The following is a 15,308-nucleotide window of genomic DNA, read 5'->3' as shown; positions in this document are numbered from 1 at the left end:
TATCATCGCGAGGGCCTGCTGCGAACGCCAACCTCGACGGGTTGGCGTTTCGCTTTCCGGCCACCCTTCGAAGCCGACCCGCATGACCGCCACCCTGACCTCGCTGCGCTCCGACGCGATCCGACTCACGCACGACGACGTGCACTACGAGCCCGTCGCGAGCGACGCCGCGCTCGGCGCGCTGCTGTTCGCGCTGGACCTGCTCGGACGCGAGGCCTTCGACGTCGCCGCGATGCGCTACGCCGACCGTGTCGCGCTGGGGCCGGCGCTCGACGCCGCGCGCCAGTACGGACTCATCCTGCAACGCCACACCGACCGCGCCGATCGCGCGAGTCCGCTGCTGCCCGCGTCGGTCAAGGTCGACGACGCGCACGCCTGGGTCCACGCCGCCGCGGCCAGCGTGCCCGAGTCCGAGCGCGACCGCTTCTGCTGGCGCCTCGCGCGCCGGCTGGGTGCCGACCCGTGGGGCGACGGCCGTCCGGCGATTGCGCTGGCGAACCAGCAGTTCGGCATGTTCGAGGAAGGCTTCGAGGAGATCGAGGCGCGGGCCGCGGCGGCTGCCGAGGGCGAGCCGCCGGCAGCGCCGGAAGCGCACGAGCCTGCCGAAGTGCCCCACGCGACCGACGACGCGCCGCAATGAAAAAGCGGCCGCGCCCTTCGCGGGGCCGGCCGCCTTCGACGAACGACGCCCAGGTCAGCCCTGGGCGCCTTCCAGCACCGCGTTGAACGTCGCGCTCGGGCGCATCGCGGCGTTCGTCTTGTCGGTGTCGGGCTTGTAGTAGCCGCCGATGTCCACCGGCTTGCCCTGCACGTCGGACAGCTCGCCGACGATGGTCTTCTCCTTGGACGTCAGCGTCGCGGCCAGCGGCTTGAAATGGGCCTGCAGCTCGAGGTCTTCCGTCTGCGCGGCCAGCTCCTGCGCCCAGTAGAGCGCGAGGTAGAACTGGCTGCCGCGGTTGTCGAGCTCGCCGGTCTTGGGCGACGGCGACTTGTTGTTGTCCAGCAGCTTGCCGGTGGCTGCGTCCAGCGTCCTGGCCAGCAGCTTGGCCTTGGCGTTGCCCAGCTTGATGCCCATGTCTTCCAGCGACACGGCCAGCGCCAGGAACTCGCCCAGCGAATCCCAGCGCAGGTGGTTCTCTTCGACCAGCTGCTTGACATGCTTCGGGGCCGAGCCGCCGGCGCCCGTCTCGTACATGCCGCCGCCGGCCATCAGCGGCACGATGGACAGCATCTTGGCGCTGGTGCCCAGCTCCATGATCGGGAACAGGTCGGTCAGGTAGTCGCGCAGGATGTTGCCGGTGACGGAGATGGTGTCCTTGCCGCGGATCACGCGCTCCAGCGTGTAGCGCATCGCGCGCACCTGCGACATGATCTGGATGTCCAGGCCGGACGTGTCGTGATCCTTCAGGTAGGCCACGACCTTCTTGCGCAGCTCGGCCTCGTGCGGGCGGTACGAGTCCAGCCAGAAGATCGCCGGCATGCCGGAGTTGCGGGCCCGCGTGACGGCCAGCTTGACCCAGTCGCGGATCGGCGCGTCCTTGACCTGGCACATGCGCCAGATGTCGCCGGCTTCCACGTGCTGGGTCAGCAGCACTTCACCGGTGGCGATGTCGACGATGCGGCCTTCGCCGGCTTCCGGCACCTCGAAGGTCTTGTCGTGCGAGCCGTATTCCTCGGCCTGCTGCGCCATCAGGCCGACGTTGGGCACCGTGCCCATCGTCACCGGATCGAAGTTGCCGTTGGTCTTGCAGAAGTTGATGACCTCCTGGTAGATGCGGGCGAACGTGCTCTCCGGGATCACGGCCTTCGTGTCCTTCGGACGGCCGTCGGCGCCCCACATCTTGCCGCCGATGCGGATCATGGCCGGCATCGACGCGTCGACGATGACGTCGTTGGGCGCGTGCAGGTTGGTGATGCCCTTGGCCGAGTCGACCATCGCGAGCTCCGGGCGGTGCTCGTGGCAGGCGTGCAGGTCGCGGATGATCTCGTCGCGCTTGGACGTCGGCAGCGACTCGATCTTCTCGTACAGCGTGGCCATGCCGTTGTTGACGTTGATGCCCAGCTCGTCGAACAGCTTGCCGTGCTTCTCGAAGGCCTCGCGATAGAAGATGCGCACGGCGTGGCCGAACACGATCGGGTGCGAGACCTTCATCATCGTGGCCTTGACGTGCAGCGAGAACATCACGCCCGTCTTGCGCGCGTCTTCCATCTCGCGCTCGTAGAACTCGAGCAGCGCCTTCTTGCTCATGAACATCGAGTCGATGATCTCGCCGGCCTGCAGCGACACCTTCGGCTTGAGCACCGTCGTCTTGCCGGTCTTGGTGACGAGCTCCATGCGCACGTCGCGCGCCTTGTCCAGCGTCATCGACTTCTCGCCGTGGTAGAAGTCGCCGCCCTTCATCGTGGCCACGTGGGTCTGCGAGGCCTGGCTCCACGCGCCCATCGAGTGGGGATGCTTGCGCGCGTAGTTCTTGACGGCCAGCGGCGCGCGGCGGTCGGAGTTGCCTTCGCGCAGGACCGGGTTGACCGCGCTGCCCAGGCACTTGGCGTAGCGGGCGCGGATCTTCTTCTCGTCGTCGTTGGCCGGCTGCTCGGGATAGTCGGGAACCTTGAAGCCCTTGCCCTGCAGCTCCTTGATCGCGGCGACGAGCTGCTGCACCGAGGCGCTGATGTTGGGGAGCTTGATGATGTTGGTGTCGGGCAGCAGCGTCAGCCGGCCAAGCTCGGCCAGGTTGTCGGGCACCTTCTGCTCGTCGGTGAGGTAGTCGGGGAACTCGCCCAGGATGCGGGCCGCGACGGAGATGTCGCTGGCGGTGACGGCGATGCCCGCCGGCGCCGTGAAGGCGCGCACGACGGGCAGGAAGGCGTGCGTCGCCAGCAGGGGCGCTTCGTCCGTCAGGGTGTAGATGATGGTCGGCTGTTGGGTGGTCATCGGCGAAGTTCCAGGGTTGGTGGCGGAACCGCGAGCCGGCGACCGGCCTCATGGGCGGGCGGCATCGGGGTTCCCGGCGGGCATTTTCCACCCAACCGCGCCCCCGCGGGGCCGGTCGGGCTATCAAGCGGGTTACCGCGGCTTGATCGCCGTCAACGGGAGGGTCGATGCGCCACTGGCGGCGCGTCAGCCCAGCTTGTTGATCTCGCCCTGCACCGTCCAGCGATCCGCCTCGGGGATCGCGTGCAGCAGCGCGTCGACGAACTGCTCGCGGTTGCCGCCGGCCGCCTCGGCCGCGCGCTTGACCATCACGCGGGCGATCGGGCCCATCCTGCGGGTGATGACCTGCAGCACGTGGGCCTTGAAGTCCTCGGTCAGCGGGTCTCCCGCCGGGTCCGCCGGCGGGATCGGCGTCGCCCCGCTGCCCAGGGGCCGTGCGCCGCTGGCGAGAGGCCGCGCGCCGCTGGCCAGCGGCGAACCCACCGGCGTCACCTGGCTGCTGCCGCGGGCCAGGTCGATGAACTGCTGGCGCTTGTGCTCGTCGGGGATGTGCCGGCCCACCGCGGTGGCCAGGCTGGTGGCGTCGGCGTGGGTGCGCGCGGCGTCGCGGATCATCACGCGCGCCATCGGGCCCACGTGCGTGGCGAGCGCGCGCTCCAGGCGCTGCAGCTCGGCCGGATCCCAGTGCGTGCCGAGGCTGGTGGCGCCGCTGGTGACGCCGGTGCCCGAGGTCAGCGCCGCATCGCGCGCTGCCGGCGGCGTCGGCTGGCTCGGCGAGGCGACGCTGGGCGACACCGAGCTCGTCGTCGTGCGCTGCTCGCCGTCGCGCGGGATCGGCACGATCACCGTGGCCTGCGGCGACGTTGCCGCGGCCCCGCGCGAGATCGACTGCAGCGCGGCGCGCATCGCCTGCGCGTCGGGGTAGCGGTCGGCCGGCTTCTTGGCAATGGCGCGCGCGACGATCGCGTCGAACGCCGCCGGCCGCGCGCCGTTGGTGACCACGCTGGGCGGCGGCGGATCCTCGTTGAGGATCTTGTACATCACCTGCTCGGTGGCGCCGGTGAACGCGCGTCGGCCGGTGAGCATGCGGTACAGCAGCACGCCGCAGGCGAACAGGTCGGCGCGGTGGTCGATGCCCTGGCCGGTGAACTGCTCGGGCGCCATGTAGGCCGGCGTGCCGATCATCGACGACACCTGGGTGAGATTGGCGTCCTCCAGGCGCGCGATGCCGAAGTCGGTCAGCTTGACCTGGCCCGCCTTGGTGACGATCAGGTTGGCCGGCTTGATGTCGCGGTGCCAGACGCCCTGCGCGTGCGCGACGGACAGCGCGTCGAGCAGCTGGTCCATCACCGCCAGCACGTTGGCCTCCGACAGCATCTGCGGCACCGCGAGGATCTCGTCGAGCGTGCGGCCGTCGACATACTCCATCGCGATGAAGGTGACGTCGCCGTCCTCGCCGAAGTCGTAGATCGCGACCACGCCCGGATGCGCGATGCGCCCGACGGCCTTGGCCTCGTTGCGGAAGCGCGCGGCGATCGAGTCGGCGGCGGTGGAGTCGCCGAGCAGCTCGCGGTGGATCGTCTTGATCGCCACCGGCCGGTGGATGTGCGGGTCGAACGCCTTGTAGACCGTGCCCATCGAGCCGCGGCCGAGGACCTCGGAGATCGTGTACTTGCCGATGCGTTCTGGGATGGGAGCGGTCGTGGCCATGGGTCTGCGAAGGGGATCAGCTATCGAGCATCTTCATCGCGTGCGTGAGGCTCGTGCGCATGCGGTTGAACGATTCGGACAGCACGCCGATCTCGTCGTTGGACTGCACGGTGAACGCGGGCGCCTCGAACTCGCCCAGCGACACGCGGTCGGCGATGCCCGACAGCGTGCTCACCGGCCGCACGACCAGCATGTAGAGCATCAGGTTGAGCGCCGCGCCGATCAGCACGAACACCCCCGTGAGCACGCCCATCACGACCATCAGCTCGCGGTCGGCCTGGTGCAACGGCACGGTCATCGGCACCGAGACCACCTGCGCGCCGAGCGGCTCGTTGAGCGTCCAGCCGAAGCCGTTGCCCGGGCCGTACTTGTCGGTGAGCGTCTTGGGCGCGGCGTCGGGCGTGCTGTGGCAGGCCAGGCAGGCCGGATTGGTCAGCACGATCGGCCGCGCGATGTAGAGCGAGGTGCCGGTGGGCGTCTCGCGCTCGCCGATGAACTCCTTCAGGTCGGCCTGCTTCTTGAACGTCTGCACGATGTCCTCTTCCCAGGCCACCGCGCGGTCGCGCGGGTTGGTGGGGTTGAGCATCGCGGACTTGAACGCGTAGTCCGGATACGTCTTCTGCATGTGCGCCAGCACCTCGGCCGCCGAGTACGCGGGAATCGACTGCGGCAGGAAGGTGTACTTCATCTGCGTCTCGAGCAGCGGCTTGATCTGCGTGGCCGTGTACGTGCTGACGCCCTGGGCGTTGGTCATCAGCAGGCGGGCGGTGTCGACGACGCTGTCCTTGGCGGCCCGCTGCAGCAGCTGGCGCGCGATCAGGCTCGATCCGCCGAGTCCGATCAGGAACACGAGCAGGAACACCAGGTTGAACTTGACGAGGAGTTTCATGGCTTGGCTTGGGGCTGGCAGGTCAGTGGGCGGCCGCGGCCGAAGGCGCGCGCGGGGGCGGGGGCGGATAAAGGATGGGCGTCCATTCGGGATGCGACTTCAGTCCCTCGACGAGGCCGCTGCGGAACTGCGGCACGGCGGCCAGGCGGCGCCAGCGCTCGGCGAACACGCGGCGCAGCGGGGGCTCGGCGTCGATCCAGGGCTGGGCGTCGGCGTAGCTCATGTCGCCCAGCTTGCGCGGCGGCACGTCGGCGGAGAACTTGTCCAGCCGCGACGGCAGCGAGTCCATGAAGGTGCGCGGCATGGCCTGGACGAACGCCGGCGAGGCGCCCTTGGCCAGCACCGGCTTGCCGCCGGTGGGCAGCGTCAGCATCTCGCCCGACTTCAGCGCCTGCGCGGGAGCGTCGGGCGCGCGCGGCTGCACGCGCGAGGGGCCGGTCTCGGCGAAGGCCTCGGCGGCGTCGGGCTGGACGGACAGGATCAGCGTGCCGGCGGTGGTGTCGGTGTCCGCCACGCGGCTGCGCACGGCGCCTGAGACGCCGGCCGGCGCGGCCAGCTTGACCCAGCCGGACAGCAGGTAGACGCCGCCACGCATGTCGTTGCCGAGGTCGGGCGTGATCATCGCGCGGCTGCCGGGCCCGAAGGCCAGGCCCAGGCCGCCGGCGAACTCGATGCGCAGCAGGCGGGTGTTCGGGCCGGTGGCGAGGAGGTCGCCGGCCTGCAGGCGCACGCCCTCGGCCAGCGCGAAGCGGGCGCCGTCGCGCAGCAGCGTGGCGTCGCCATCGAGCATCGTGACCAGCGGCGCGCGCGGGGCGGCCGCGGCTGCGAGGGCGCAGCCGGCCAGCAGGGCGGCCAGGAAATGGCGGAGGCGGTTCGACGGCATGTCGCCGATTATGGCGACCTCGCGCGACAGTGCGGTGTGACTTGTCGCCGGTATTGACGCGCCGGCCGACAGGCGGTCAGCGCGTGGCGAGCCCCGCGCGGACGCATTGCGGCTGCATCAGCCGGTCGATCAGGCCGTAGAAGACCTGTTCGGTGTCCTGCGCGTCGAGCAGGTACAGCGCGTGCATCACGTCGTCGAAGAAGTAGCCGGTCTCGCCGTCCGCGCAGAGGTTGTCGCGGCTGCGCAGGATCTCGGACTCGGGGATCTCGAGGCGCAGCGCCGTCTTCAGCGCGATCGTCGGGACGTGGGTCTCGCCGCCGTCCAGCAGGTCCTGCAGGACGTCGAGCAGCGCTTGCTGGCGCGCCGTGGCGTTGTAGAACGGGTCGCTCCAGCCGGCCCAATCCATCTTGCAGCTGATGCCGTTAGGAAGCAGGTGATAGGCCGCGGTGCGCGAGGCGTTGGCCGCCTTGGCGGCGGTGATGGCAGCGCGGAGCGCGCCCAGGTACTGACGTGGTCTGGCCTGACTCATCGGAGCCTTCCGCAAGCGTTGGAAAAGCAGGCGCGGGCGCCGCGTTTTCACGCGACCGGACGCTTGCCGTTCCTCTTCTTATCGGCGCGACCCGCGTTTGTCTTTAGTGCCGCGGCATCGCGCGCCCCGCCGACAGTGAATTCCTTCCGCCCCGCGGGATCGACAGCAAATCGACAGCTTCCTTGCGCCGATCTTGCCGGGCGCTGAACGCGTTGATCAGGGTGAACACCGACAATTGAACTGTCACATTGGAGGCGAGTCTGTCGTCGATCGCGTGGCAAGAACTCCGTTTTCGATGTCGACATGAAGTCTCCCGAACCCGCCTGGCAAGGCCGCCCGACCCGCCTCGTCCTGTTCCATGGCCTGGCCAGCAGCCCGAAGGAATTCGGCTTCCTGACCCACCCGCTGCGGCGCCACGGCGTGCGCCTGCACGCGCCCGAGCTGCCCGGCTACAGCGCCGGCCTGCTGGCCGACGCGGCGCGCTGGCAGGACTGGGTCGCCGCCGCCGGCCGCTGCCTGGACCAGCTCGAGGCCGAGTCGCCCGAGCCCTACGTGCTGGGCGGCCTGTGCACCGGCGCGATGCTCGCGCTGGCCGTCGCCGCCGAACGACCGCGCGCCGGGCTGCGGGGCTTCGCGCTGCTGTCGCCGCTGTTCGCGTACGACGGCTGGGCGCTGCCCTGGTGGTATGCGCTGCGTTCGCTCGCGTATGCCACCGGCATCACGGGCTTCTTCTCGATGCGCGAGCGCGAGCCCTACGGCCTGCGCAACGAGCGCATGCGCCAGCTCATTCGCGCGCAGCTCGCGGCCGGCGAGACCTCGCTGGTCGGCCCCGGCGCGGTGCCGCTGCGCGCGGTGCGCGAGAGCGAGCGGCTGTCGGCGCGCGTGCGCACGCTGCTGCCCGAGCTCGCGCATCCGGTGCAGGTCCAGCATGCGCGCGAGGACGAGATCTGCCGCCTCGCCAGCGTGCGCCAGGCGATCGCGCGGGTGCCCACCGGCCTGCTGAGCCTGCACGTGCTGGAGAACAGCTACCACATGATCACCGCCGACAACGACCGCCACCTGGTGGCCGATCGGCTCAGCGCCTTCCTGCAGGGCCTGGACGCCGCGCCGGCCGACAGCGTGCCGTTCATCGACGACCTCTCCTCCACTTTCGACGTCGTGGAAGCGGCGACCGCACCATGAGCGCCGCCCGGCCGCCAGCAGGCGCTCGCATCGAAGTCCGCAGGACGAAGACATCACCATGAGCGCCGCCCGGCCGCCAGCAGGCGCTCGCATCGAAGTCCGCAGGACGAAGACATCACCATGAGCGCCGCCCGGCCGCCCGAAGGCGCTCGCATCGAAGTCCGCAGGACGAAGACATCACCATGACCACGCTCGATCGCCTCACGCACCTGATCCACGACAAGTTCGGCGTGGAGATCGCCGCCATCGACCCCGACGCGCCGTTCGCGAGCTACAACCTCGACTCGCTGACGGTCGCCGAGCTGATGTTCGAGATCGACGACGCGCTGCACGTCACCGTGCCGGACGAGGCCGTCCACACGGTGACGACGCTGCGCCAGCTCGCCACGCTGATCGACGGCCTGCCGCCGTCCGACTTCAAGGCCTGAACATGGCCGCGACGCGCATTGGCATCGCCGGCATCGGCGTCACGTGCCCGCTCGGCGACTCGCTGCAGGACGCCTGGCAACGCCTGCTCGCGGGCCAGGGCGCGGTCGGCCGGATGTCGTTCGACGGCCTGCCCGACATCGCGGCGGCGCAGGTCACGTCCGACGTGTCGACGGTGCTGTCGCGCCTGCAGCAGGTGGGCACCGAGCGCGTCAGCCAGATGGCGCTGGGCGCGGTGCGCAAGGCGCTGGCCGAGGCCGGCATCGATGCCTGGTCCGACCCCGAACGCGTCGGCCTCTACCTGGGCACCGGCATGGGCGGCGCGGCCACGCTGGACGCCGGCTTCGCCGCGTTGTACGGCGGCGGCCGCATCCCGCCGCTGACGGTGCCGGCGGGCATGGTCAACGGCGCGGCCGCGGTCGTGGCGATCCACGCGGACATCCGCGGCCCCGTGCTGACCTACGCGGTGGCCTGCGCATCCAGCTCGGTCGCGATCGCCGAGGCGGCGCATGCGTTGCGGCGCGGCGAGATCGACATCGCGATCTGCGGCGGCGTCGAGGCGCCGCTGGCGCGCGGCACGGTCGCCGCGTGGCAGGCGCTGCGCACGCTGGCGCCGCCCGACGCCGACGACCCCACGCGCAGCTGCCGCCCGTTCTCGGCGGATCGCAGCGGCCTCGTGCTGGGCGAGGGCGCCGCGTTCTTCGTGCTGCGGCGCGAGGACGATCTCGCGACGCCGCCGCGCGCCTGGCTGGCCGGATCGGCCGTTCGCTGCGACGCGCTGCACCTGACCAATCCGCAAAAGCGCGGCCAGGTGGCGACGCTGCGCGCGGCGCTGGCGGCGAGCGGCCTCGCGCCGGCCGACGTCGGCTACTGCAATGCGCACGGCACGGCGACCGCCGCCGGCGATCCGGTCGAATGCGAGGCCTTGCGCGAGGTCTGGGGCGAGCACGCGCCGGCGCTGCGCGTCAGCTCCACCAAGGCCGCCCACGGCCACCTGCTGGGCGCCGGCGGCGCGCTGGAGGCCGCGTTGACGGTGATGGCGCTGCAGTCGCGCGTCGTGCCGGCGACGCTGGGCGTCACCAGCATCGACGCGCGCTGCGCCGGCCTGGCCCACGTGCTCGGAGAAGGCCAGCGCGCGCCGGGCCTGGCGCACGCCATCAGCAACTCGTTCGCGTTCGGCGGCACCAACGTGGCGCTGGTGTTCAGCCGCGCGTGATGCGGTGATGCGCGCATGCGGCCTCGTCCTGGCGACCCTGTTGACGGCCGCGGCCGCGCGGGCCGGCGACGCGCCGCACTACGTCGGCGACCTGGGGCTGGGCGTCGAACGCACGCAGGCCAGCGCACCCGGCGCATCGGCGCGCACCTGGGCGCTGCCGTACGCGTACGGCGACTACGGCCGCCTGTTCGTGCGCGAGGACACCTTCGGCGTCAAGACGCTGCCCGTCGGCTGGGGCGCGCTGGAGCTCGTCGGCCGCGTCAGCACCGAGGGCACGGATGCCGACGGCCCGGGCCTGGCGCATCGCACGAACCCGCGGCCCGTCGGCCTGGGCACGTTCCAGGAGACGCCCTGGGGCGGCGTCTTCGTCGACGCGTTCGTCGACACCGTCTCGTGCGGCACGCTGCTGGAGGCCTCGTACGCGGCCGAACTCCCCGTCGGGCCGCTGACGCTCTATCCGCAGGCCGGCGTGACGCGCCGCAGCGCGCGCTACGACGCGCATCTGTACGACGTCCACGCCGCCTCGACGACACCGGTGCTGCAGCTCTCCGGCGAGCTGCCGTTCGCCGACACCTGGGTGCTGCTGGCCCACGTGCAATGGGAGCCGTTCGACGACGCGGTGCGCGCCAGCCCGCGCGTGGACGCGCGCGCGCACACGTCGGCGCTGCTCGCGCTCGCGTGGCGCTTCAAGTGAGCGACCGCTCGTGACCGACGACATCGTCCTCTACGCGCTGCCGGTCTTCGGCCTGCTGATGGCGATCGAGTTCGGCTGGGGCCTCGCGCGCGGCCGCAACAACTACGGCCTGGCCGACACGCTGGCCAGCCTCAGCCAGGGCCTGCTGAGCCAGGTCGTGGCGGCCTGCACGCAGCTGATCCAGATCGGCCTGTACGCGCTGGCCTTCCCGTTCCTGACGCTGACGCCGCACGCCGCGCTGTGGCAGCACTGGGAAGGCGTCGTGCTGGCGGTGCTGCTGTACGACTTCTGCGACTACTGGCTGCATCGCGTCTCGCACGAGAGCGCGCTGTTCTGGGCCGCGCACGTCGTGCATCACCAGAGCCGGCGCTTCAACCTGTCGACGGCGCTGCGCCAGGAGAGCGCGTATGCGTTGTCGGGCTGGCCGTTCTTCCTGCCGATGGCCGTCGCGGGCGTGCCGCCGGCGCAGTTCGCGCTCGCGGGGATCGTCGTCCTGTTCTACCAGTTCTGGATCCACACCGAGCACATCGGCTCGCTGGGGCCGCTCGATCGCTGGCTGTCGACGCCGTCCAACCATCGCGTCCACCATGCGACCAACGCGCGCTACCTCGATCGCAACTATGGCGCGATCCTGGTCGTCTGGGATCGGCTGTTCGGCACCTTCGAGCCGGAGTCCGAGCCGTGCGTCTACGGCACCGTCGTGCCGCTGGCCGGCTGGGATCCGTTGCATGCGGTGAGCGTGAACTACGTCGACCTGTGGCGCAAGGTGGGCCGCGCGCGCGGCTGGCGCGACCGGCTGGGCGTGTTGTTCCGCTCGCCGTCGTGGGCGCCGGCCGGCGCGCCGGCGGCCACGCCGAAGGAGGTTCCCGTCGACGCGCGCGTCGCGCGCGCGCAGGCGGCCGCGGCCGTCGCGCTGTTCCTGGTGTCGACGGCCTGCACGGGCGGGCTGCTGTGGCGCGCCGACGACCTCGGGCGCGCGGCGCTCGCCGGCGTCGCGGCGGCGCTGGTGGCCGGGTTGTGGGCGATCGGCGCGGTGCTCGACCGCCGCCTGCCGCCGTGGGCCGCCGGCCTCGTGGGCGTGGCATCCGCCACGGCAACGCTGCTCTTGTTGCGGCTCGCCTGATCGCGGTAGAGCCCGGGCGCGAGACGGGAGTACGCTATGGACTGTCGCGCTTGCGCGTGACGAGGGCCCGGGGCAGGCCCTTCGGCGTCCCGGGACGATGGCCAACAAGATCGGGTTCGACATGAGCGGTTTGGGCTTTCGCGGTCGTGCGTGGCTGGCGTTGCTGGGCACGGTGGCCGCCATGGCCGTCCCGGTGCGGGCCGCGGACGCGCCGGCGCTGCGCCTGCACATCGTCGGCGGCCTGGCGAGCCTGAAGCCGTTCACCCAGCATGAGAAGCCGTTCTGGGAGACGGAGCTGCCGCGCCTGAGCGGCGGCCGCTACACCGCGGAGATCGTCCCGTTCGATCGTGCCGGCATCCGCGCGCAGGAGGCGTTGACGCTGGTGCAGCTCGGCGCGGTGCCGTTCGCCACCATCCAGGTCTCGGGCGGCATCAAGGATCCGGAGCTGTCCGCGCCCGACCTCTCCGGCCTGAACCCCGACATGGCCTCGATGCGCCGCTCGCTCGCCGCCTTCCGGCCCTGGCTCGAGGAGACGATGCGCCAGCGCTACGGCATCGAGGTGCTGGCGGTGTATGTCTATCCGGCCCAGGTTCTCTTCTGCAACAAGCCGCTCGCCGGCCTGAAGGACGTCAAGGGCCTGCGCGTGCGCACCTCCGGCCCGGCGCAGGCCGACCTCATCGAGGCGCTCGGCGGCAAGGCGGTCACCACCGGCTTCAACGACATCGTGCCCTACCTCAAGCGCGACGAGATCGACTGCGCCGTCACCGGCACCATGTCGGGCAACATCGTCGGCCTGCCCGACATCACCACGCACATCCACCCGATGGCCATCAGCTGGGGCCTGTCGATGTTCGCGGCCAACGGCGCGGCGTGGAACGCGTTGCCCGCCGACCTGCGCACGCTGCTCAAGCGTGAGCTGCCGCGCGTCGAGCGCGAGGTGTGGGACGAGTCCGAGCGCGACACCGCCGACGGCATCGCCTGCAACATCGGCGCGCCGACCTGCAAGGCCGGCAAGCCGGGCCACATGAAGGAAGTGCCGACCTCGCCCGCCGACGAACGCCTGCGGCGCGAGATCTTCGCCGCCACGGTGCTGCCGCGCTGGCTGCAGCGCTGCGGGCCGCAATGCGCGGCGGTCTGGAACAAGACGATGGCCGCCAGCGCAGGGATCCGGGCTCGATGACGGCGTCGCTGAGACGTTCGAGCGCGATCGTGTGGGCGGCGACCGGCGTGCTGCTGCTGGCGCTGGTCGTCACGGCCTCGTGGCTGGTGGCGTCCGAACGGCGCGACGCGGTCGCGCGCGCGCAGCAGGTCGTCGCGCAGACCGTTGCTGCTTCGGAGTCCGAACTCAATCGCGCGCTGCTGGCGCTGGACCTGCAGCTCACCAGCCTGGCCGACGTGATCGCACCCGCCTGGCGCGCATCGGGCCAGCTCGACGCCGACGCGGCACATCGCGCGATCGCCGCGTTCAAGGACCGGCAACTGCTGTTCAACGACGCCGCGCTGGTCGACGAAAGCGGCCACACGCTGGCCGCCAGCCTGCCCTCGAGCGATCGCAACGGCATGCGCCTGCCCGACGGCTTCGCCGCGCGCGTGTTCGCGCAGGGCGTGCCGCAGCTGACCATCAGTGACCCGGCGATCAGCCCGTCCACCACCGAGCCTTCGGTCTACCTGGCGCGCCTCGTGGCGCTGCCCGACGGCCGGCCCGCGCTGGCCGTCGTCGAGGTGCCGATGACCGCGCTGGCCGCCATCATCGCGCAGGCCGGCGGCAGCCCGGGCCTGGGCGTCACGCTGGAACGCGAGGACGGCCAGGTGCTGGCCACCGTGCCGTCGGGGTCGTACCTGCGCGCGCACGAGCTGGCGGCGCCGCTGCCGGACGAGGCCCTGCGCGGCGGCCCGGTGCTCGCGCCGTCGCGCCTCACCGGCGTGCCGGCGGTCGTGGCCGTGCGCCCGACGCTCTATCGCTCGCTGCGCGTCACCGTGAGCCTGCCGCTGGCCGACGCGCTCGCCGCCTGGCAGCAGAACCGCAACATCATCGTGACGGCCTCGCTGGCGCTGATCGCGCTAACGCTCGTGGGCGGCGCGCTGTCGCAGTGGCAGTTCAATCGCCTGGCCGACGCGCGCGCCGCGCTGGCGCGCTCGGTGGCGACGCTGGACGAGGCGCTGGCCGTGATGCCCGACGGCTTCCTGCTGTGCGACCGGGACGATCGCGTCGTGCGCTGGAACGAGCGCTATCTCGAGATGGTGCCGTGGGTGCGCGACATCATCCGCGTGGGCGTGCCGTTCGCCGACCTGGCGCGGCGGCTCGTCGAGACGCCGATGCTCGAGGCCTCCGCCGAACAACGCCGGCTGTGGCTGGAGGAGCGCCTGGCGCTGCATCGTGCCGGGGAAGGCGACTGGGAGCGGGACCTCGGCAACGGCCTCGTCGTCCATGTCATCGACCGCCGCACGCGCGACGGCGGCGTCGTCAGCCTGTTCCACGACGTCACCGCCGCGGAGCGCCGGCTCGCGCAGGCCAAGATGAACGCGGAGGCCGCGAACCAGGCCAAGTCGCAGTTCCTCGCGACGATGAGCCACGAGATCCGCACGCCGCTGAACGCCGTGCTCGGGCTCAACGAGCTGATGCTGCACTCCAACCTCGACTCGCAGCAGCGCCGCCACGCCGAGCTGATCGGCAGCTCGGGCCGGTTGCTGCTGGCGCTGATCAACGACATCCTGGACGTCTCGCGCATCGAGGCCGGCCACCTGCAGCTCACGTCGGCGCCGTTCAGCCTGCGCCCGGCGGTCGAGGGCGTGGTGGCGCTGATGCGCGAACGCGCGGTGTCCAAGGGCCTGGCGCTGCGGCTCGAGTTCACGCCCAACGAGGACGCGCTGATCCAGGGCGACGTGATCCGCATCCAGCAGATCCTGTTCAACCTGATCGGCAACGCGATCAAGTTCACCGACGAAGGCGCGGTGCAGGTGGGCGTGGTCGTCGAGCCCGGCGCCAACCGCGCGCTGACGCTGCGGCTGGTGGTCAGCGACACCGGCATCGGCATCGCCGCGAGCGCGATGCCCACGCTGTTCGACCGCTTCACCCAGGCCGACTCCACGACGATGCGGCGCTACGGCGGCAGCGGGCTGGGCCTGGCGATCACGCGCGAGATCGTGCAGATGATGGACGGCGAGATCGACACGACGAGCACGCCGGGGCTGGGCAGCCGTTTCACGATCTCGATCCCCAGCCACTTCGTCGATCGCGGCGAGCTGGCGCCCGCGGCCGCCGAGACGCAGCAGTCCGAGCCGGCGCGGCCGCCGCTGCGCATCCTCGTGGCCGAGGACAACGACGTCAACCAGATCCTGATCAACGCCGTCCTCACGCGCATGGGCCACCGCGTGCACCTGGTGGCCAACGGCCAGCTGGCCGTCGAGGCCGTGCGCCGCGGCGACTACGACCTCGTGCTGATGGACCTGCAGATGCCCGGCATGGACGGCATGGAGGCCACGCAGGCGATCCGCGCGCTCGGCGACGCGCGCGCCACGCTGCCCATCATCGCGATGACGGCCAACGCCTTCGAGGAAGACCGCCAGCGCTGCCTGGCCGCGGGCATGGACGACTACGTGGCCAAGCCGATCGACGTCGATCGGCTGGCCCAGGCCATCGCGCGCAGCACCGTCGCGGTCGGCTGACGGCTTCGCCGTCCGGGCAGCAAAAAAGGCGCCGGGGCGCCTTTCGTGCGGGAGCGGC

13 protein-coding genes are annotated in these 15,308 nt (G+C 71.3%); 8 read left to right on the top strand and 5 right to left on the bottom strand.

Going from position 1 to position 15,308, the window contains the following annotated elements; genetic code table 11:
* The first annotated feature begins 82 nt into the window (after positions 1–82).
* Entirely contained in the window at positions 83–640 is a 558-nt protein-coding gene (locus LPC04_RS07910) for a hypothetical protein (RefSeq protein ID WP_275681632.1), read from the top strand.
* A gap of 54 nt (positions 641–694) precedes the next feature.
* Here the strand turns inward: LPC04_RS07910 and LPC04_RS07905 are convergent, their stop codons facing one another.
* From LPC04_RS07905 to LPC04_RS07885, 5 genes are all read right to left on the bottom strand, one after another.
* On the bottom strand, positions 695–2,932 hold the full coding sequence (locus LPC04_RS07905) for an NADP-dependent isocitrate dehydrogenase (RefSeq protein WP_275681631.1): 2,238 nt from the start codon (positions 2,930–2,932) through the stop codon (positions 695–697).
* Positions 2,933–3,118: 186 nt separating this feature from the next.
* Complete coding sequence (locus LPC04_RS07900; RefSeq protein ID WP_275681630.1) at positions 3,119–4,642, bottom strand: serine/threonine-protein kinase; 1,524 nt, start codon at positions 4,640–4,642, stop codon at positions 3,119–3,121.
* Between the two features lie 16 nt (positions 4,643–4,658).
* Positions 4,659–5,531 carry a c-type heme family protein gene (locus LPC04_RS07895; RefSeq protein ID WP_275681629.1) on the bottom strand — a complete coding sequence of 291 codons (873 nt, stop codon included), beginning with the start codon at positions 5,529–5,531 and terminating at the stop codon, positions 4,659–4,661.
* 22 nt (positions 5,532–5,553) lie between these two features.
* Positions 5,554–6,414: a FecR family protein gene (locus tag LPC04_RS07890; RefSeq protein WP_275681628.1), complete on the bottom strand. Its 861-nt coding sequence runs from the start codon at positions 6,412–6,414 to the stop codon at positions 5,554–5,556.
* Positions 6,415–6,490: 76 nt separating this feature from the next.
* Positions 6,491–6,943: a hypothetical protein gene (locus LPC04_RS07885; RefSeq protein WP_275681627.1), complete on the bottom strand. Its 453-nt coding sequence runs from the start codon at positions 6,941–6,943 to the stop codon at positions 6,491–6,493.
* Between the two features lie 303 nt (positions 6,944–7,246).
* Between LPC04_RS07885 and LPC04_RS07880 the strand changes: the two genes are divergently transcribed.
* From LPC04_RS07880 to LPC04_RS07850, 7 genes are all read left to right on the top strand, one after another.
* Entirely contained in the window at positions 7,247–8,125 is an 879-nt protein-coding gene (locus LPC04_RS07880; protein WP_275681626.1) for an alpha/beta hydrolase, read from the top strand.
* Between the two features lie 182 nt (positions 8,126–8,307).
* Complete coding sequence (locus LPC04_RS07875) at positions 8,308–8,553, top strand: acyl carrier protein (RefSeq protein ID WP_275681625.1); 246 nt, start codon at positions 8,308–8,310, stop codon at positions 8,551–8,553.
* A 2-nt stretch (positions 8,554–8,555) separates the two neighbouring features.
* A complete protein-coding gene (locus LPC04_RS07870; RefSeq protein WP_275681624.1) occupies positions 8,556–9,767 on the top strand; it encodes a beta-ketoacyl-[acyl-carrier-protein] synthase family protein in 1,212 nt (403 codons plus the stop codon).
* A gap of 7 nt (positions 9,768–9,774) precedes the next feature.
* Positions 9,775–10,461 carry a MipA/OmpV family protein gene (locus LPC04_RS07865; protein WP_275681623.1) on the top strand — a complete coding sequence of 229 codons (687 nt, stop codon included), beginning with the start codon at positions 9,775–9,777 and terminating at the stop codon, positions 10,459–10,461.
* 10 nt (positions 10,462–10,471) lie between these two features.
* Complete coding sequence (locus LPC04_RS07860) at positions 10,472–11,584, top strand: sterol desaturase family protein (protein WP_275681622.1); 1,113 nt, start codon at positions 10,472–10,474, stop codon at positions 11,582–11,584.
* A 97-nt stretch (positions 11,585–11,681) separates the two neighbouring features.
* Positions 11,682–12,764: a TRAP transporter substrate-binding protein gene (locus LPC04_RS07855; protein ID WP_275681621.1), complete on the top strand. Its 1,083-nt coding sequence runs from the start codon at positions 11,682–11,684 to the stop codon at positions 12,762–12,764.
* On the top strand, positions 12,761–15,250 hold the full coding sequence (locus LPC04_RS07850) for a response regulator (RefSeq protein WP_275681620.1): 2,490 nt from the start codon (positions 12,761–12,763) through the stop codon (positions 15,248–15,250). Before LPC04_RS07855 ends, LPC04_RS07850 begins: the two co-directional genes overlap by 4 nt.
* The last annotated feature ends 58 nt before the right edge of the window (positions 15,251–15,308 follow it).

Origin of the sequence: Scleromatobacter humisilvae (assembly GCF_023231945.1) — a bacterium.
Classification (GTDB): Bacteria; Pseudomonadota; Gammaproteobacteria; order Burkholderiales; family Burkholderiaceae_C; genus Scleromatobacter; species Scleromatobacter humisilvae.
The sequence above is the reverse complement of the archived record's forward strand: the minus strand, read 5'-3'. Positions and strand labels throughout refer to the sequence as shown.